Annotated in this window: 15 protein-coding genes and 2 pseudogenes; 8 read left to right on the forward strand and 9 right to left on the reverse strand. The window is 68.5% G+C overall.

Annotated features, from left to right (window positions below):
• The 4 genes and pseudogenes from ACIDOCELLA78_RS94485 to ACIDOCELLA78_RS94500 all read right to left on the reverse strand — a co-directional run.
• Nucleotides 1–482 (reverse strand): annotated as a pseudogene (locus ACIDOCELLA78_RS94485) (hypothetical protein); the annotation flags it as partial.
• Between the two features lie 165 nt (nucleotides 483–647).
• On the reverse strand, nucleotides 648–3,428 hold the full coding sequence (locus ACIDOCELLA78_RS94490; protein WP_201729572.1) for an ATP-dependent DNA helicase: 2,781 nt from the start codon (nucleotides 3,426–3,428) through the stop codon (nucleotides 648–650).
• Between the two features lie 47 nt (nucleotides 3,429–3,475).
• On the reverse strand, nucleotides 3,476–4,111 hold the full coding sequence (locus ACIDOCELLA78_RS94495; protein WP_201729573.1) for a uracil-DNA glycosylase: 636 nt from the start codon (nucleotides 4,109–4,111) through the stop codon (nucleotides 3,476–3,478).
• A gap of 23 nt (nucleotides 4,112–4,134) precedes the next feature.
• On the reverse strand, nucleotides 4,135–4,707 hold the full coding sequence (locus ACIDOCELLA78_RS94500) for an NYN domain-containing protein (RefSeq protein WP_201729574.1): 573 nt from the start codon (nucleotides 4,705–4,707) through the stop codon (nucleotides 4,135–4,137).
• A 106-nt stretch (nucleotides 4,708–4,813) separates the two neighbouring features.
• Here ACIDOCELLA78_RS94500 and folK point away from each other — a divergent pair, with 106 nt between their 5' ends.
• From folK to ACIDOCELLA78_RS94525, 5 genes are all read left to right on the forward strand, one after another.
• Complete coding sequence (gene folK / locus ACIDOCELLA78_RS94505) at nucleotides 4,814–5,314, forward strand: 2-amino-4-hydroxy-6-hydroxymethyldihydropteridine diphosphokinase (protein ID WP_201729575.1); 501 nt, start codon at nucleotides 4,814–4,816, stop codon at nucleotides 5,312–5,314.
• Nucleotides 5,315–5,413: 99 nt separating this feature from the next.
• The gene (rpoZ, locus tag ACIDOCELLA78_RS94510) at nucleotides 5,414–5,824 is read left to right on the forward strand and encodes a DNA-directed RNA polymerase subunit omega (RefSeq protein ID WP_201729576.1); all 411 of its coding nucleotides are present in this window, start codon (nucleotides 5,414–5,416) and stop codon (nucleotides 5,822–5,824) included.
• A 102-nt stretch (nucleotides 5,825–5,926) separates the two neighbouring features.
• A complete protein-coding gene (locus ACIDOCELLA78_RS94515) occupies nucleotides 5,927–8,110 on the forward strand; it encodes a bifunctional (p)ppGpp synthetase/guanosine-3',5'-bis(diphosphate) 3'-pyrophosphohydrolase (RefSeq protein ID WP_249676579.1) in 2,184 nt (727 codons plus the stop codon).
• A 43-nt stretch (nucleotides 8,111–8,153) separates the two neighbouring features.
• Nucleotides 8,154–8,558 carry a holo-ACP synthase gene (gene acpS / locus ACIDOCELLA78_RS94520; protein ID WP_201729577.1) on the forward strand — a complete coding sequence of 135 codons (405 nt, stop codon included), beginning with the start codon at nucleotides 8,154–8,156 and terminating at the stop codon, nucleotides 8,556–8,558.
• Nucleotides 8,548–9,633 carry a class I SAM-dependent RNA methyltransferase gene (locus tag ACIDOCELLA78_RS94525; protein WP_201729578.1) on the forward strand — a complete coding sequence of 362 codons (1,086 nt, stop codon included), beginning with the start codon at nucleotides 8,548–8,550 and terminating at the stop codon, nucleotides 9,631–9,633. The genes acpS and ACIDOCELLA78_RS94525 overlap by 11 nt, the downstream gene beginning before the upstream one ends.
• A gap of 355 nt (nucleotides 9,634–9,988) precedes the next feature.
• On the opposite strand, the gene ACIDOCELLA78_RS94530 is transcribed toward ACIDOCELLA78_RS94525, so the two are convergent.
• Nucleotides 9,989–11,188, reverse strand: coding sequence for a hypothetical protein (locus ACIDOCELLA78_RS94530; RefSeq protein ID WP_201729579.1), 1,200 nt, complete (start codon nucleotides 11,186–11,188; stop codon nucleotides 9,989–9,991).
• A gap of 372 nt (nucleotides 11,189–11,560) precedes the next feature.
• Between ACIDOCELLA78_RS94530 and ACIDOCELLA78_RS94535 the strand changes: the two genes are divergently transcribed.
• Entirely contained in the window at nucleotides 11,561–12,199 is a 639-nt protein-coding gene (locus ACIDOCELLA78_RS94535) for a hypothetical protein (RefSeq protein ID WP_283770865.1), read from the forward strand.
• A 272-nt stretch (nucleotides 12,200–12,471) separates the two neighbouring features.
• Nucleotides 12,472–14,046 carry a 2-isopropylmalate synthase gene (locus ACIDOCELLA78_RS94540; protein ID WP_201729580.1) on the forward strand — a complete coding sequence of 525 codons (1,575 nt, stop codon included), beginning with the start codon at nucleotides 12,472–12,474 and terminating at the stop codon, nucleotides 14,044–14,046.
• Nucleotides 14,047–14,059: 13 nt separating this feature from the next.
• Here the strand turns inward: ACIDOCELLA78_RS94540 and ACIDOCELLA78_RS94545 are convergent, their stop codons facing one another.
• From ACIDOCELLA78_RS94545 to ACIDOCELLA78_RS94555, 3 genes and pseudogenes are all read right to left on the reverse strand, one after another.
• Nucleotides 14,060–14,956 (reverse strand): alpha/beta fold hydrolase, encoded by an 897-nt coding sequence (locus ACIDOCELLA78_RS94545; protein WP_249676559.1) that lies wholly within the window; start codon nucleotides 14,954–14,956, stop codon nucleotides 14,060–14,062.
• Entirely contained in the window at nucleotides 14,953–15,420 is a 468-nt protein-coding gene (locus tag ACIDOCELLA78_RS94550; RefSeq protein WP_201729598.1) for a hypothetical protein, read from the reverse strand. Before ACIDOCELLA78_RS94550 ends, ACIDOCELLA78_RS94545 begins: the two co-directional genes overlap by 4 nt.
• 383 nt (nucleotides 15,421–15,803) lie before the next feature.
• Nucleotides 15,804–16,145: pseudogene (locus tag ACIDOCELLA78_RS94555) on the reverse strand (hypothetical protein); the annotation flags it as partial.
• On the opposite strand from ACIDOCELLA78_RS94555, the gene ACIDOCELLA78_RS94560 reads away from it, so the two are divergent.
• Nucleotides 16,036–16,260, forward strand: a complete 225-nt coding sequence (locus ACIDOCELLA78_RS94560) for a hypothetical protein (RefSeq protein ID WP_201729599.1) — start codon at nucleotides 16,036–16,038, stop codon at nucleotides 16,258–16,260. The pseudogene ACIDOCELLA78_RS94555 and the gene ACIDOCELLA78_RS94560 sit on opposite strands and share 110 nt — an antisense overlap.
• 234 nt (nucleotides 16,261–16,494) lie before the next feature.
• Here ACIDOCELLA78_RS94560 and ACIDOCELLA78_RS94565 read toward each other — a convergent pair whose 3' ends face one another.
• A complete protein-coding gene (locus ACIDOCELLA78_RS94565; protein ID WP_201729595.1) occupies nucleotides 16,495–17,754 on the reverse strand; it encodes an FAD-binding oxidoreductase in 1,260 nt (419 codons plus the stop codon).
• Nucleotide 17,755: the final 1 nt, after the last annotated feature.

The following is a 17,755-nucleotide window of genomic DNA, read 5'->3' on the forward strand; positions in this document are numbered from 1 at the left end:
GGCCTCGTAGCCCTCCAGCGAATCGATCCGCCCCACCGAGACCGAAACATGCCGGCTCGGGCGAGCGTCACATACGCGGCATAGATCGGCCCGGTGGAGAAGGTCGTCACCGATGTCGCCGCCGGCGCCGTGCCGAGCGACAGCGAATTGACCGAGCCGATCTGCAAGGTGAACCGCACCAGCCCTGTCGGCTTCTGCAGCGAAATCTGGCTGTTCATCAGCTCGGCGCCAAAATTCCGGCTTGAGCGCAACAGGTCATGACCGCCGACCTTGCCCGTCCCGGTCAGGCCATAGGCATAGCCGTCAAGGCCGCCGCTGACCACCAGCGGGCCGAGCGCGCCGCCGTCGAACGTCACCGGCGCCGGCCCGTTCAACGCGAGCGCCGGTTGCTGCGTGCCGAGCACCACGGCGGCGCAAACGCTGGTCAGCAGTTTCAATTTGCGGGAATTGCGGCCCGAGCCGGCCGGCTGCTCGATTTTCATAATGCCTCCTGCGATCCCGTTGAAGAATCGTATCGTAAAATTTTCTTTAAAACGTACAGAAAATAGGACTATTTGTTACTTCAATTAAACATATCTTTGGACGGTCCGCAAATCCCGCCGCGCCGCGCAAGGGCGGTCGGCGCACCGCCCCTGGCCGTGGCGGGTTCAGCCGGGCGGGTGGTCGCTGGCGAAAAACCGCCGCACCGCCTCGACCGTCTCGGCCAGCCCCGCGCGCTGCACGGCCGCGCCGGGCGGAAACGCGCTCTCAAGGCGCGAGGGAAACGCCCGGTCCAGCAGCACGAACACGCCACGGTCGCCGGCGCGGCGGATGAGCCGGCCAAATCCCTGCCGCAGCCGAAGCCTGACGATCGCGTCGTCATACGCGCGCGGATCGCCCTCCGAGAGATGGGTGCGCCGCACCCGGTGCAGGATGTCCGGCCGCGGCCAGGGCGTGCGTTCGAACACGACGAGGCGCAGCGCGTTGCCCGGAATGTCGACCCCATCGCGCATCGCGTCGGTGCCGAGCAGGCAGGCATTCCGCTCGGCCCGGAAACTCTCGACCAGGGTCGCATTGTTCATCGCATCGACATGCTGGGCAAAGAGCGGGATGTTGGCCGCATCCAGCGCGGGGGCAATCCGCGCCTGCACGTCGCGCAGCCGCGCGATCGCGGTGAACAGCCCCAGCGCGCCGCCGCCCGCGGCCAGGAACAGCGCGCGAAACCCCGCCGCCAGCGCCTCCGGCGAGGCGCGAAGATTGTCGCGCACGATGAAAATCCGCGTCTGCGCCGGATAGTCGAAGGGCGAGGCGAAGGCGGCGCGAATCGCCGGTGCGGCGAGATGGGCCGCGCCGCTGCGCGCCTCCGCCCGCCGCCATTCGGCGTCCTGCTCGGCGTCCTCCACCGCGGTGGTGCGGTCGCGCAGCGTCGCCGAGGTGATCAGCAGCCCATGCGCCCGGCTCGCCACCGCATCCGCGAAGGCCTCGGTCGGGTCGAGCAGATGCGACAGCAGCGCGCTGTCGCGGCCGTGGCGGATGAACAGCACATGGTGCGGCCGCTCGCCCGGCTCCGGCGGCGCGGCGCCCACGGCGGCGAGCATCCGCCGCCAGCTCGCCAGCGGATCGAGCGCCCGCCGCGTGAGCCCGCGAATCGCCGCCTCGATCCGCTGCCGCTCGGCGCTCTCGATGCTGCCCGCCTCCTCCTCCAGCCGTGCGGCCAGCCGCGCGCGCAGTGCCGCGAGCGGCGTTTCGAGCCGTGCGAGATCCCGCCCGAGATCGTCGGCGGCGGCGGCAAGCGCCGGCTCGGCGGGGTAGAGATCCGCCTCGATATCGAGGGCCGCCTCGCGTTCGGCCGGTGCGGCCCGGGCGCGGGCCTGGGCGGCGAGGGCGGCGAGAAAGGCCTCGGCCGCGCCGGGGCCGATCTCGTCAAGCGTCGCCGCCGGATCAGCGAGCCGTGCCAGCGCCGCCCCGCCCGGCAGCACCCGCGCCGCCGCCCGCATCGCCTCGATCGGCGGGGCGAGCTGCGCATCGGCACCGACCAGATCCTCCAGCCGCCGCGCCAGCCCCCGCGCGCGCGACCGCCCGCCTTCAGCGCCAAGCAGCCACCGGCGCAGCTCCGCCATGCTGGCGCCGGAAAGCTCGGCGGCGAAGGCCGAATCGGCGGCGTCGAACAGATGATGCCCCTCGTCGAACACGTAGCGCGTCGGCACGCCCGCATCGTCGAGCCCGCCCCACACCGCCTGCGCCATCACCAGCGCATGATTGGCGATCACGAGATCGGCGCCGCGGGCGCGGCGGATCACATGCTCGATCGTGCAGCGCTTCCAGTGCGCGCAGGCCGAATGGATGCACTCGCCGCGCCGGTCGGCGATCTGCGCGAGCAGCCCGGCGCCGAACAGCTCGGCGAACCAGCCCGGCAGGTCGCCGCCGGCGATGTCATGATCGCCCGAGGCCAGCGCCCAGCGCGCCACCAGCCCGAGGCCGACGAGATTGCCCCCCCGCGCCCCGGCGGTCGCGTCCTCGAAATTCAGCAGGCAGAGATAGTTCTCCCGCCCCTTGCGCAGCACGACGCGCCGGCGCCGCCGCGCCGCGTCGCCCTCCAGCCGCGCCGTCTCCTGCTCGATCTGCCGCTGCAAATGCCGCGTATAGGTCGAGATCCACACGCTGCCCTGATTCCGCTCGGCCCAGAGCGAGGCGGGGGCGAGATAGCCGAGCGTCTTGCCGGTCCCGGTGCCGGCCTCGGCCAGCACGCAGTGCGGCACGCCCTCGGCCTCCGGCGGCGCGAAGGCGGCGGTCGAGGCCGAGGCGTAATCCGATTGCGCCGGCCGCGGTTCCGCCCCGCCGCCGAGCAGCCCGGCCAGCCGCTCGCGCGCGGCCTCCGGCGGCACCGGATAGGCGGCGGGCGGCGGCCGCGGCGCCTCCTCCTCCCATTCGGGCAGGATCACGCCGAGCCGCAGCGCCGCCCGGTCCGGCCGCGCGGCGGGCTGCCCCAGCGCCGCCGCCACCGGCTTCGCCCAGGGCCAGCCGGCCTCGCCCATCAGCGCCGCGAGCCCCGCGGCCCGGCGGTTCATCGGCAGCGACGCCCCCTGGCCAAGCCGGCCGAGCAGGGCGGTGGCGATGTCCGGCAGCAGCGCCGCCGCCGCCTCGATCGTCTCCGGCGGGTCGAAATCGAGGGCGCGGGCAAGGCCCGCCGGGGTCGGCGCCGCCGTCACCGCCGGCAGCACGAAGGCGAACAGGTCGAGCAGGTCGAACACCGGACTCGAGAGGTCGAGCCGCCGCAGCGTCGCCGGGCCATGCACCACGAGCGGCGGCGGCAGGTCGCGCAGCGCCGCCCGCGCCTCGGCGGTCGTGAGCAGCCGCAACTCCCCATCGGGATCGAGCAGCGCCGCGCGTCCATGCGCCGTCACCAGCGATGGCGCGGCGGGCGGGGCAGGGCGCGGCGCTGACTCCATGCGATCTCTCTATCCCGCGTCGGCGGTTTCGCCAAAGCGCGCGGAAATCAGCCGCCGATCCGCGCGAGCAGGCCGCCGACCACCGATTCGAACATCGCCGCGGTCAGCCGCCCGGTATTGGTGTTGAGGCGGGAGACGTGGAAACTGTCCACGAGCGTGATGCCGCCGGGCAGCTCGATCGTCGCGCCATGGCCGAACCGCGCATGACTCGCCTTCAGCCCGAAGGCGCGCAGCGTCGCCTGGTGCGCGACGCCGCCGAGCGCGAGGATGCCGCGCAGCCGCGTCATCGCCGCGATCTCGTCTTTCAGGAAACGGTTGCAGGCGGAAATCTCGGCCGGCAGCGGCCGGTTTGCCGGCGGCACGCAGCGCACCGCATTGACGATCCGGCAATCGCGCAACTCCAGCCCGTCATCCGCGCGCTCGGCATAGCTGCCGCGGGCGAGGCCGAATTTCAGCAGCGTGCCATAGAGCAGCTTGCCGGCGAAATCGCCGGTGAAGGGCCGGCCGGTGCGGTTGGCGCCGCGCAGCCCCGGCGCCAGCCCGACGACCAGGAGCCGCGCATCGCGCGGGCCGAAACCCGGCACTGGCGCATTGAACCAGAGGGGAAACGCCGCCCCGTTCGCCGCGCGGAATTCCGCAAGGCGCGGGCAAAGCGGGCAGTCGCGCGGCGGCTCCGCTTGCATCGGCGGCTCGGTCCCCGGACGGCTCAGTCCTGGCCGGCCTCGCCGCGCGGCGCGCGCTGCTTCGGCTCGGTCTGCCGGCGGGTGAACTCGGGCGCGATATCGGCGAGATCAATGAACTGGTCGGCCTGGCGGCGCAACTCGTCGGCGATCATCGGCGGGCTGGTCTTGATGGTCGAGATGACCGAAACGCGCACGCCGCGCCGCTGCACCGCCTCGACGAGGCGGCGAAAATCGGAATCGCCCGAAAACAGCACGGCATGGTCGATATGCGGCGCGATTTCGAGCATGTCGATCGCGAGTTCGATATCCATGTTGCCCTTCACCCGGCGCCGTCCCGCGCCATCGGTGAACTCCTTGGCCGGCTTGGTGACCAGAGTGTACCCATTATATGCCAGCCAGTCGGTGAGCGGCTTGAGCGGCGAATATTCCTCGGTTTCCAGCAGCGCGGAGTAATAATGCGCCCGGATCAGGTGCGACTTGTCGAAAAATTCCAGAAGCCTCCTGTAATCGACGTCGAACCCCAGCGCGCGGGACGCCGCATACAGATTTGCGCCATCGATGAACAACGCCGTTTTTTCTTGGGGTAACAGGCGCATCGCAAAAGCCTTTCAAGACTAATAAAGCTAGGTCAAACAATCTGCTTAAAACACGTTCGACAAAGCACGTTTACGTAAAAGTGTCACGCAACTAAAAGTAGGCCACATGATCCTGATAGCGCTCGGTGCAAACCTGCCTTTCGCAGAAGCCGTCTCACCGTATGACACATGTCTTCGCGCCTTGGAAGACGTCGCGAAAATTCCAAATCTTCAGTTCGAGGCCGTTTCACGTTGGTACCGAACCGCGCCGGTGCCGCCCGATCCGCACCAGCCGGCGTATTGCAACGGCGTCGCCCGATTCTCCGGCGCGCCCGATCCGGCCGAGCTGCTCGCCGCCCTGCACCGGGTCGAGGCGGCGTTCGGCCGCATCCGCGGCGTCGCCAATGCCGCGCGCACGCTCGATCTCGACCTGATCGACGTCAACGGAATGGTGCGCGACGCGTCGCCGCCTCTGCTGCCGCATCCGCGCGCGCACCAGCGCGTCTTCGTCCTGCGCCCCCTGCTTGATGTTGCGCCCGATTGGGTGCATCCTGTGCTGAATTCATCGGCGGCGGCGCTGCTCGACGCGCTTCCGCCCGAAGCCGCGCGCGGCATCGCGCGCTGGTAGCAGGAACGCTCCGGTCTGCTTGCATGCCGGGCGCTTCGTTGCTATTTTCACCAATCAGGTTGTTCACGGCGCCCCCGGGCGCCCGGCTGGAGTGTTCCCATGGCCCGCGTCACCGTCGAAGACTGCATCGAACAGATCCCCAACCGGTTCGAGCTGGTGCTGCTCGCGGCCCAGCGCGCCCGCAACCTCTCGCGCGGCGCCGCCATCACCATCGACCGCGACAACGACAAGAACCCCGTCGTCGCCCTTCGCGAAATCGCCGATTCCACCGTCGTCTTCGGCGAACTTGAGCAGGACCTGGTGAAGTCGCTCTCCCGCGTCCCCGACCCGGAGCCGGCCGACGAGGAAGTGCAGGACCTGATCCCGACCGACCAGAACATTTTCGGCCTGCAAGACGTCTCCGCCGAGGAGGAAGCCGCCGCGCTGGCCGCCGAATCCGAGGAAATGACCTCCGAGGACATCGCCGCCGCGATCGAGGCCGAGCTTGGCGGCGGCCGTCCGCGCCGCTGACCGGACCGTGAACCGGTGGGCGCGCCGCGCGACGGGCTGGCGTTGAACCAGCCCTCCCGCGCGCCCGAGGGGCTTTCCGGCCTCACCGTCACCCACGAGGCGCTGACCCCGCTGATCAGCCGGATCGCCGCCTACGACCCGCGGATCGACGCCGCCCTGATCGACGACGCCTACGGCGTCGCCGAGGCCGCCCATGCCGGCCAGACCCGCGAAAACGGCGATCCCTACATCTCCCACCCGCTCGAAGTGGCCGGAATCCTCGCCGATTACCGGCTCGACGCCAGCAGCATCGCCACCGCCCTGCTGCACGACGTCATCGAGGATACCGGCGTCACCCTGCCGACCCTGTCCGGCCGCTTCGGCCCCGAAATCGCCGGCCTGGTCGATGGCGTCACCAAGCTGACCCGCCTCGAACTCCAGTCCGACCGCACCAAGCAGGCCGAGAATTTCCGCAAGCTCGTGCTGGCGATGAGCAAGGACATCCGCGTCCTGCTCGTCAAGCTGGCCGACCGCCTGCACAACATGCGCACCATCGACTTCGTCCGCGCGCCCGAGCGCCGCGCGCGGATCGCCCGCGAGACGATGGAGATCTACGCGCCGCTCGCCGAACGCATCGGCATGGACCGCGTCAAGGTCGAGCTGCAAAACCGCGCCTTCGCCGTGCTCGATCCCGAGGCCGCCGATTCGATCAAGGCCCGGCTGAACTTCCTGCGCGGCCAGGGCGCCGACGTGATCGACGAGGTGCGCGGCGAGCTCGGCCGCATCCTCGGCGATGCCGGGGTCGAGGTGGTCGACATTTCCGGCCGCGAAAAGTCGATCTACTCGATCTGGGAAAAGATGCAGCGCCGCAACGTCGCCTTCGAGCAGTTGTCGGACATCATGGCCTTCCGCATCCTCGTCCCCACCCGCGAGCAATGCTACATCGCCCTCGGCGCCATCCACGCCGCCTTCCCCGTCATCGCCGGCCGCTTCAAGGACTACATCTCCACCCCCAAGGCCAACATGTACCAGTCGCTCCACACCGGGGTGACGCTGCGCCATCCGCGCAACCAGAAAATCGAGGTGCAGATCCGCACCCCCGAAATGCACGCCATCGCCGAAAACGGCGTCGCCGCGCACTGGCTCTACAAGCAGGGCGACGCCTCCGCGTCCGACGTCAAACAGTTCCGCTGGGTGCAGGACCTGCTCGAAATCCTCGAAAACTCCTCCGCCCCCGACGAATTCCTCGAAAACACCAAGCTCGAACTCTACCAGGACCAGGTCTTCTGCTTCACCCCCAAGGGCCAGCTCATCCAGCTCCCCCGCGGCGCCACCGCCGTCGATTTCGCCTACGCCGTCCACTCCCAGATCGGCGATACCTGCGTCGGCGCCCGCATCAACGGCCGGCTGATGCCGCTGCGCTACGAACTGCAAAACGGCGACCAGGTCGAAATCCTCACCGCCCGCGGCGGCACGCCCTCGCCCTCATGGGAACGCTTCGTCGTCACCGGCAAGGCCCGCGCCCGCGTCCGCCGCTTCATCGCCAGCCAGCTGCGCGAGCAGAACCGCGACCAGGGCAAGGCCGCCCTCGCCAAGTCCTTCCGCCAGGACGGCGTCGATGGCTCCGAAAAAGTGCTGGAAGCCGCGCTCAAGGGACTGAAACAGGCCAGCCTCGACGATCTCTACGTCGCCGTCGGCACCGGCAATCTCGCCGCGAAGGACGTGGTCCACGCCGCCTATCCCGAACTGCGCGAATCCCGCGCCCCCCGCATGGTCCCCGGCCTGCTCGCCCGCGCCCCGCGCCCCCCCGCGCGCGGCACCGGCCTGCCCATCACCGGCCTCATCTCCGGAATGGAAGTCCACTACGCCGGCTGCTGCCACCCCCTCCCGGGCGACAAGATCGTCGGCATCATCGCCACCGGCAAAGGCGTCACCATCCACACCCGCGACTGCCTCACCCTCGAAACCTTCGCCACCACGCCCGAGCGCTTCATCGATGTCGACTGGGATTACACCCAGATCGGCCACGGCAAGGAAGGCACGCGCGACGGCGCCGGCCGCGAACGCCCCTTCACCGGCCGCATCAGCGTCATCGCCGCCAACGCCCCCGCCACCCTCGCCAACATCGCCAACGCCGTCGCCAAGCAGGACGGCGCCATCGCCAACCTCAAGATCATCCACCGCCAGCAGGATTTCTTCGAATGCCTGATGGATGTCGAGGTGCGCGACCTCCGGCACCTCTCCCAGGTCATCGCCGGCCTGCGCGCCGCCGGCGGCGTCGCCCAGGTCGATCGCGCCCGCACCTGACCCCCGCCTTGGCGCTGCCTCCCACTCTCTCTATGACACCCCCATGATCATCGGCATCGGCTCCGACCTCTGTGACATCCGCCGCGTCGAGCGCACGCTCGAACGCTTCGGCGAACGCTTCATCCACCGCGTCTTCACCGAAACCGAACGCCGCCGCGCCGCCCGCCGCCCGGCCCAGTTCGCCGCAACCCTCGCCAAACGCTTCGCCGCCAAGGAAGCCTGCGCCAAGGCCCTCGGCACCGGCTTCAGCCACGGCGTCTTCATGTCCGATCTCGGCGTCGTCAACCTGCCCACCGGCCAGCCCACCATGCACCTCACCGGCGCCGCCGCCACCCGCCTCGCCGCACTCACCCCGCCCGGCCGCATCGCCTTCGTCCACGTCTCCCTGACCGACGAACCCCCCTACGCCTACGCCCACGTCATCATCGAAGCCCGCGATGCCGCCTGAACCCGCCACACCACCCTGCCGTCACTTCGGCGCCTGCGGCGGCTGCACCGCGCAGCACATCCCCCCCGCCACCCAGCACGCCGCCAAACGCGAACGCCTGCGCGCCGCCCTCGCCCAGGCCGGCTTCCCCGCCGCACCGCTCGCCCCCCTCGTCGCCATCCCGATGGGCACCCGCCGCCGGGTCGATCTCGCCGCCATGCGCGTCGGCGGCGCCCTCCGCCTCGGCTTCCACGCCCCCCGCTCCCGCGACGTGGTCGACATCGCCGAATGCCCCCTCGCACACCCCACGATCGAGGCCCTCATCCCCAAACTGCGCGACCTGCTCGCCCGCCTCGCCGCCTTCCACAAAACCGGCAGCGTCCTCGTCAACCTGCTCGACACCGGCGCCGACATCGCCATCACCCTCGACGCCCCCGCCACCGCCGCCGATCGCGCCCGCCTCGTCGCCTTCGCCCGCGAGCACGACCTGCCCCGCATCAGCCTGGCCGACGAACCCGTCCTCCTCCAGCGCCCGCCCATCCTCCATTGCGCCGGCCTCGCCGTCACCATCCCGCCCGGCGCCTTCCTCCAGCCCACCACCGAAGGCGAAGCCGCCATCCGCGCCGCCGTCCTCGCCGGCCTGCCCCCGAAACTCACCCGCAAATCCCAGATCGTCGAACTCTACGCCGGCATCGGCACCCTCACCGGCCCCCTCGCCGAAGCCGCCCGAATCCACGCCGTCGAAGGCAACCAACCCGCCATCGCCGCCCTCGACGCCGCCGCCCGCGCCGCCGGCCTCGCCGGCCGCATCACCACCGAAACCCGCGACCTCGCCCGCCGCCCGATGACCGCCAGGGAACTCTCCGCCGCCGCTGCCATCGTCCTCGACCCGCCCTTCGACGGCGCCGCCCCCCAAATCCGCGCCATCGCCGAATCCAAGGTCAAACGCATCGTCTACGTCAGCTGCAACCCCGACGCCCTGACCCGCGACGCCACCCCCCTCCGCCGCGCCGGCTACGACATCACCGCCGCCACCCCCATCGACCAGTTCCCCGCCTCGCCCCACCTCGAAAGCGTGATCGTCTTCTCCCTCTGATTTTTTTTGCTCCCGCCGCAAGGTTCTGAAAAGGCGTTCTTTTTTATAAAAAAGAACCAAAAAATTTTTGCTGATTAAGCTGGGTGAGTTTCGGTTTCGAACCGTACAAGCTTCCGATGCGTCACCGCCGATGCCTGGCACGAGCCGATGGCTGCCAGACCGCTTTGGAGCGGAAAATGAGAATAGCGGCCATTGCCTGGGCCCGTCGTTACGGAAGCTTTCGCCCCCACGTCCGACGTCTGCGCATGAGCTGCGAGATCCCGAAAGCTGCCGTTGGCCCGGTTAACTTGATATCGTCTCGGGCCGCGAGGAAATGCTGCGCCTCTGGAGTATTCGGGGAGAATGGACCCGTTGATCACGACCTGCGGGATGCCGACTTCACGTTCGATCGGCGTGCCCGTCTATCTGGATTGAGTGCCTCAACGCTACGAAGGTGGCTGACCACCTCTTTTGTCAGGCCGGCACGAAAATAGTGTCGGTCGCCAGGCCCGTCACCGAAGAACTGTTTGTAGCGGCGTATTGTTTCGTCTGCCGCTTTGTTGCTGCCGCCCGTTATCACCGTGATATCAGGTGGAATAACCCCGGTAAGTTGGACACGCTTCAGCAGATATTTGAACTCGAAATCCGCCGCGGGCATGGAATATCCAAAGAATACCCAATGGGTCGCCGTCTTGAGGTGTTCTTCCGCCGTTCTCCAAGTCGCTGCGTGCATCGGAAAATCGAGTGCCTTGCGATAGCTGAAGGTCGCTATTCGGGTGCCAAGCGATTGCGAACGGCAATGCGGACAATGAGGTCTTACAGATTTGGGATAGGTGCCCTTATACGTCGGCCCAAAGACAGCGCGCCAGTCTCTGTCTTGAAAAAGGGTCTGCGCGACCTTTTCGGTTTCGTTTGGAGGTAACCAGAACACTTCACGGCAGGCATCACAGTAGAGCCAGTTGATCGACCCATGAGGCTTGAGAAGGTGAAGCGTCCTGGTCCCTAATTCCGCTGAGCGTCTCTTGCGCACTTGGTCATTCTGGAAACGAATTGGATTCGCATGGCAACCGTATTCGATGTGCCGGACTTGTTGTCGCAATGCGATGCCGCGTTCGAAAACCATGTCCCAGTTCATGCTCAACACAGCTGTGTTGTCTAACCTGAGGCCATCGAATAGCGCGTTAAGCAGCTTAGAATCCGCATCGCGCCGTTTCATCTGCTTTTTGTAGGCTTGTTGGAGCATATGGACGATCCGGACGATCATTGCCCGCCGAACAACGCGAAGGTCTGCGGCCGAGTATAGGCGGCCGAGATGGTGGCCGGAGTTTGCTGATTGGTCGACAAGAGTGAATATGTCCTCAAGTTCTGGCCACTTCTCGTCTGGTGTGTCGACACCGCCGTTGAAGGTCTCATTTACAAAACGACGAAGGAACGCGGCTTGCGCCACGCTGGGCCCATTCTCTTTCAGCATATTTACGTCGAGAAGGCGTTCGGTGAACTCGTTGGCCAGTGGCATGCCTGCGTTCTTTGCAAACCCCGCACCGACAACCAACACAACGCCTGCTTTGAAAGCCATTGCAACGCCCCCCGACCCATACGCTTGCAGATCAGTGGGCTGGGTGCAAGAATAAGAGAAACGGCCTGACGTCTTCTCCGTACGAAAGCAGCTCGCCCGGTTTCTGTCTTTGGCGCGACAAACGTCAGCTACTTCATAAATCGTTGACTAGAGCGGACGGGCGGCTTCCCCCCAAGCCGGTCGACCAGCGGAACAACCACGAGTCTCAGCTTTGGAGCGTGCCCTCATGATGACTGGGCGACTGGGAAGGGCGCAAAGCAGAATACAGGCCGCCGCCTTGAATAACTCCTTTCCCCCACCCCACCGCCACAAAATCTAACCCCCCGCAAAAATCCCTTTCTCACCCCCGACCCTCCATGCTTGTCTGCCCGCATGGAGTCCGCAGCGCCCGAAACGATGTTCGGCCTGATCATCGAAACCCTGCTCAGGGGCGTCGCCCGGCGGGCGGGGGAGGGGGTGTTTCTCTTCATCTGCCGGGGCTATCCCGGCACCGGACCCTTCACCATCCGCCTCTGCGCCCGCCTCGGCCGCACCGCCAGCCGCTTCGCCAGCCTCGTCCGCCGCCTGCGCAGCCAGCCCGCGCGCCCCATCGCGCCGCGCCACGCGCCACGCCGCGCCACTCTCGCCCCCGCGCCGAAAACCACCCCGAACCCCGATGCGCCGCCCCTCCCGCGCAACCGCGCCTGGCTCGGCATCCGCATCTTCGAGGCCCGTGTCTGCGCCGCCCAGCTCGACCATCTGCTCCGCCGCCCCGCCACGCAAACCCTCATCGCCTCCGATTACCGCTTCGGCCGCATCCTCCGCCCGCTCTGCCACATGCTCGGCCTCCGCAATCCCCCCATCCCCCACTACCAGCAAGCCGAACCCGAACCCCAACCCCAACCCGAACCCCCCGCCGCCGCGCCCTTCGCCCCCGCTTCCATCAATCCCGCATCCGCCAATCCCGCGCCCGCCGGCCGCACCCTTTTGCCCTGTCCGCATCACCAGCGCGCCCCGCCGCGCGCCGCCTGATCCCCCGCCCGCGCCCGCCCCACCGCCGCCGGTCCCGGCCGGCGGCCTTCGCCGCTGCCTTGCGCCCGCCAGCACCCCCGTGCTACGCGGAAAAGGAAATGATGTTCGGCAACCACGCTCGGGTCTTGCTGCACGACCGGCCGCTCTCCGGCCCGGCGCTGATCGGCGCGCTTCGACTTATCGGCCCCTGGGCGTAACCCCCGGCCGAAAGCCGGCGCGCACAGGGGAACGAAGCGACCCTCCGGTTTCATCAGACAGAGCGAGTTTCACTCATGACCATCAATCACCCCAATTTCGGCGAAATCCCCGACGATCGCGTCTTCATCTTCGACACCACGCTCCGCGACGGCGAACAATCCCCCGGCTTCTCGATGAATCTCGACGAGAAGCTGCGCATGGCCGAAGCCCTGGCCGAACTCGGCGTCGATGTCATCGAGGCGGGCTTCCCCATCGCCAGCCAGGGTGATTTCGAAAGCGTGCGCCGCATCGCCGAAACCATCAAGGGCCCCGTCATCGCCGGCCTCGCCCGCTCCGGCCGCGACGATATCGTCCGCGCCGGCGAGGCGGTGAAGCCCGCCGAGCGCAAGCGCATCCACACCTTCATCTCCACCTCGCCGCTGCACATGAAATACAAGCTGCGAATGGAGCCCGAAGCCGTGCTCGAAGCGGTCGTCCGCTCCGTCACCCTCGCCCGCGACTATACCGACGACGTCGAATGGTCCGCCGAGGATGGCAGCCGCACCGAGCCCGATTTCCTCTGCCGCTGCGTCGAGGCCGCCATCCGCGCCGGTGCCACCACGATCAACATCCCCGACACCGTGGGCTACGCCGTGCCGGAAGACATCGCCCGCATCTTCACCATGCTGCGCGAGCGCGTCCCCGGCGCCGATGGCGTGATCTTCTCCACCCACAACCATAACGATCTCGGCCTCGCCGTCGCCAACACCATCGCCGCCATCAAGGCCGGCGCCCGCCAGATCGAATGCACCATCAACGGAATCGGCGAGCGCGCCGGCAACGCCGCGCTGGAAGAGATCGTGATGGCGATCCGCACCCGCCCCGATGCCGTGCCCTACCGCAACAATATCGAAACCCCGCGCATCCTGCGCACCTCCAAGCTGCTCGCCACCATCACCGGGTTCGACGTCCAGCCCAACAAGGCGATCGTCGGGCGCAACGCCTTCGCCCATGAAAGCGGCATCCACCAGGACGGCGTGCTGAAAAACGCCGCCACCTACGAAATCATGACGCCCGAATCCGTCGGCTGGCAGAAAACCAGCCTCGTGCTCGGCAAACATTCCGGCCGCGCCGCCTTCCGCGACAAGCTGCGCGCCCTCGGCTATGGCGAAGTCGGCGACAACGCCCTGAACGACGCCTTCCGCCGCTTCAAGGACCTCGCCGACCGCAAGAAGCTGGTCTACGACGAAGACATCGCCGCCCTGTTCGACGAAACCGTGCTGCGCGACCAGAGCCGCATCCGCTTCGTCGCCCTCGAAGTCTGGGCCGGCTCCAAGGCCAAGCCCCGCGCCCGCCTCGAACTCGAAATCGATGGCGAGGTGAAAGTGCATGAATCGCATGGCGATGGCCCGGTCGATGCCACCTTCAACGCCATCCGCGCGATCTGCCCGCACGAGGCGGAGCTGAAGCTCTTCACCGTCGGCGCCGTCACCGAAGGCACCGACGCCCAGGCGAAATGCGGCGTCCGGCTTGAGGAAAACGGCAAGAGCGTCGACGGTCAGGGCTCGGATACCGATACCATCGTCGCCGCCGCCCGCGCCTATATCCACGCGCTCAACAAACTCATCGTCAAGCGCGAGCGCAAGGAACCGGCGGCGCTGACCGCCTGATCCCGCCTTCGGCCTAACCCTCCGCCAGAAACCCCTGGAGCGCGGCAAGCGTCGCCTCCGGGGCCTCCTCCGCCAGATAATGGCCCGACTCGATGGCCCGCCCCGCGACCGCCCCGGCCGCATACCCCCGCCAGATCTCCAAGGGGTCATACAGCGCGCCAACCAGCCCGCGCGCCCCCCACAGCACCAGCAGCGGCGCGGCAATCTTCTCCCGCCGCGCCCGGCTCTCGCGGTCATGGTCAAGGTCGATCGTCGCCGCCGCGCGATAATCCTCGCAGATCGCCGTCACCGTCGCCGGGTCGGCCATCGCCCGGCGATAATCCGCCATCGCCGTCTCGTCGAACACCGCCCGCGCCGTCTTGTGCCGGGCGGTCTGCGACAGCAGCCAGTATCCGGCGTCGCGGTTGATCAGGTCTTCGGGCAGCGGCGCCGGCTGGGCAAGAAAGAACCAGTGATAATAGCCCATGGCGAAGCGCATGTCGGTGCGCTCGAAATGCTCGATCGTGGGAATGATGTCGAGCACGGCAAGTTGCGAGATCCGGTCCGGATGGTCGAGCGCCAACCGGTGCGACACCCGCGCCCCGCGATCATGGCCAACCAGCGCGAAGCGCCCAATCCCGAGATGCGTGGCGAGGTCCACGATATCCCGCGCCATCCGCCGCTTGGAATACGGCGCGTGATCCTCGCTCGCCGCCGGCTTGTGGCTGCCGCCATAGCCGGTGATGTCCGGGCAGATCACGGTGAACCGTTCCGCCAGCGCAGGGGCAATTCTGTGCCACATGCAATGGGTCTGCGGCATGCCATGCAGCATCACCAGCGGCGGCCCGCTGCCGCCGCTGCGCAGCCGGAACTTCCGCCCATCGCCGAGATCGGCCGTCGTTTCGCTGAACCCCTCGAAAAATCCGCTCATATCCGCTCCCGGCATGTGTTGGCGAACACCGCAAGCAGCGGTCCCGCCGGCACAGAGTGCCAGCAGGGCGCGGCCTTGAACAGGGCATCGAGCCGGGGCACCAGCGCGCGGCTGGCCCCATCCACCTCGATCCGTGCGACGGCGACCCGCGGATACGGCCGCGCCGCCGCCAGCACCGCCGGCCCCGCCGCCCGCGCCACCAGGATGCGCATCTGCGGCGGTGAGGCGGCCACGAACGGGCCGGGCACGCCCACCCCGTCATTGCCGAACGGCAGAACAACCAGCGTATCCGCCGGCAGCGCCGCTGCCGCCCGCGCCGTGCGCCCGGCCGGCTGCATCGTCGCCGGCGAAAGCGCGAGCCCCGCGACCGACGCCGCCCCGACCGCCAGCAGTGCCGCCAGCACGCGCGGCCGATCCCGCAGCGTGGCCGCCAGCGCCAGCCGGCAAAGGGCAGGCCGAGCCACACATAGCGCATCTCGAAAGGCTGGTTGCCGAACGCCGCCCCCAACGTCAGCAGGCCGAGCGGCGGTGCAGCGAACCCCGCCGCCAGCAGCGCCCGGTCCTCTCGCCCGAGCGCGCGCCGCTCGTCGCGAAGGACAAGGATGACCAACCCGGCCAGACCCACCCCCAGTACCGTCGCAACCGGCATCGACAGGGCCGCCGGCACCTCGCGGGGCAGGGCGCCGAGCAGCGCGCCGGCCTCATCCCGCGCCAGGCTCAGCAGCGCCGGGGCGAGGTGAAACGGCGGAAACTGCCCCCGCCGCGACCCCGCCTGCGCGAGAAAGAACCACAGCCCCGCCGGCAGGAACATCGCCCCGCCGATCGCCGCGGCCAGCCACACCCGCCATCGCCGCCAGGTCATCGCGGTCAGCCAGAGACCCACCGCCAGCGCCGTGAAAACCGCCAGGTCATTGCTGAAACACGCGGCCCCGAGCAGCGCGCCGGCGCAAAACCCGGCGCGGGCGCTGCCGGCGCGCGCCGCATCGATCGCCAGCAGCGTCCCCGCCATCGCGCACAGTGTCGCCAGCGCGAAATCCCGCGCCACGATCCCGGTATAGGCGAAGCCGTAGAACAGCGTCGTGATCACGATCGCCAGCGATGCGCTGACGCCCATCCGCGAGGCGATCCGCCCGAGCAGCGCCAGCGCGCCCAGCGTCTCCGCCACCGAGAGCAGCCGCAGCCGGAACAGCCCGAACCCGACCCCATCGCGCCAGAGCGACAGCAGCCAGAAATACAGCGGCGGATGCACATCGCCCCGCCGCAACGTCGCGGCGATCGCGCCGAACCCCGCATGGCCGCGATAGAACGCCCCCGCCGCGCCGGCGCTGAAAGGCGAAGCCGGCCAGTCCGGCCGCGGATGCCCGGCCACGAGAAAGACGGAATAGAACTCGTCATACTCGCCGCCCCGCCGCCACGCGATCGCGACGAGCAGGATGGCCGCGCCGCACAGCGCGGGCGCAAGGCGGGCAGGGCGCATGGCGCGTGTCTCCGGGTTTGTCCCGAATAGCAACCACAGGTTGTTGTTTCTGGCAACCCGGTCAGAGCATGTCCCGCAGCCGGAACCAGCTTGTCGCCAGCACCAGGGTTGGCATTCGCAGCAAGGGGCCGCCCGGAAACCGCGCATGCGGAATGCGGGTGAAGATATCGAACCGCTCGGCGCGCCCGGCCACCGCCTCGGCCATCAGCCGGCCAGCCAGCCCGGTCAGCGCCACGCCATGCCCCGAAAACCCCTGGGCGAACAGCACGTTGCGGCCGAGGCGGCCGAAATGCGGCAGCCGGTTGCGGGTGATCGCGACATTGCCGCCCCACACGTGCTCGGCCCGCGCATCCGCGAGCTGCGGAAAGGCCCGTTTTGCCCGCGCCAGCATCGCCGCGCCGAGGTTGGGCGGCGGCAGCGTGGAATATGAAACGCGCCCGCCGAACAGCATCCGGTCATCCGCACTGCGGCGGAAATAGTCGAGCACGAAATTGAGGTCGGCCACCGCCTCGTCATGCGGAATGAGATCGCGGACATCCGCGCGCGATTCGGTCGCGACGATATAGGTGCCGACCGGCATCACATGCCCGGCGATCGGCCGCACCAGCGTGCCGAGATAGGCATTGCCGCAGATCAGCAGATGCTCCGCGCGCACGCTGCCGCCTGCCGTTTTCAGCACCACCTCATCGCCCGGCGTGATCGAGGCGACCCGCGTGCCGGTATGGATCGTGGCCCCCGCCGCCATCGCCGCATGGGCGAGGCCGAGCGTGTAGTTCAGCGGATGGATATGGCCGGCGACCGGATCGAGCAGCCCGGCAACGTAGCGCGGACTGCGCAGCCGCTCCTGCAAGGCCGCACCGCGCAGCAGCCGGAATCCCTCCAGCCCGAGTTCCTCGAGTTCCCGCTGCCAGGCTTCCAGCTCGCCCACCTGCCGCGCCTTCACCGCGACATGCAGATACCCCCGCCGCGGATCGCACGGAATCGCGAACCGCGCGATCTGCGCATGCACGAGATCCACCGCTTCCAGCGACATCTCCCACAGCGCCTTCGCCGCCGGACCGCCGACGAGCCGCCGCAGCTTGCCGAGATCGGCGGCGAAGCCCGGCAGCACCTGCCCGCCATTCCGCCCCGAGGCGCCGAAGCCGATGCGCTCGCCCTCCAGCACGACCACGCGATAGCCGCGCTCGGCGAGATGCAGCGCCGCCGCGCATCCGGTCATCCCCGCGCCGATGATCGCGACATCGCAGCGCAGATCGCCCGTCAGCGGCGCTGTCGTCGCGGCATAGCGCGCCGTCGTTTCGTAGTAGTTCGACAGGGCCATG

The organism is Acidocella sp. C78, from assembly GCF_907164655.1.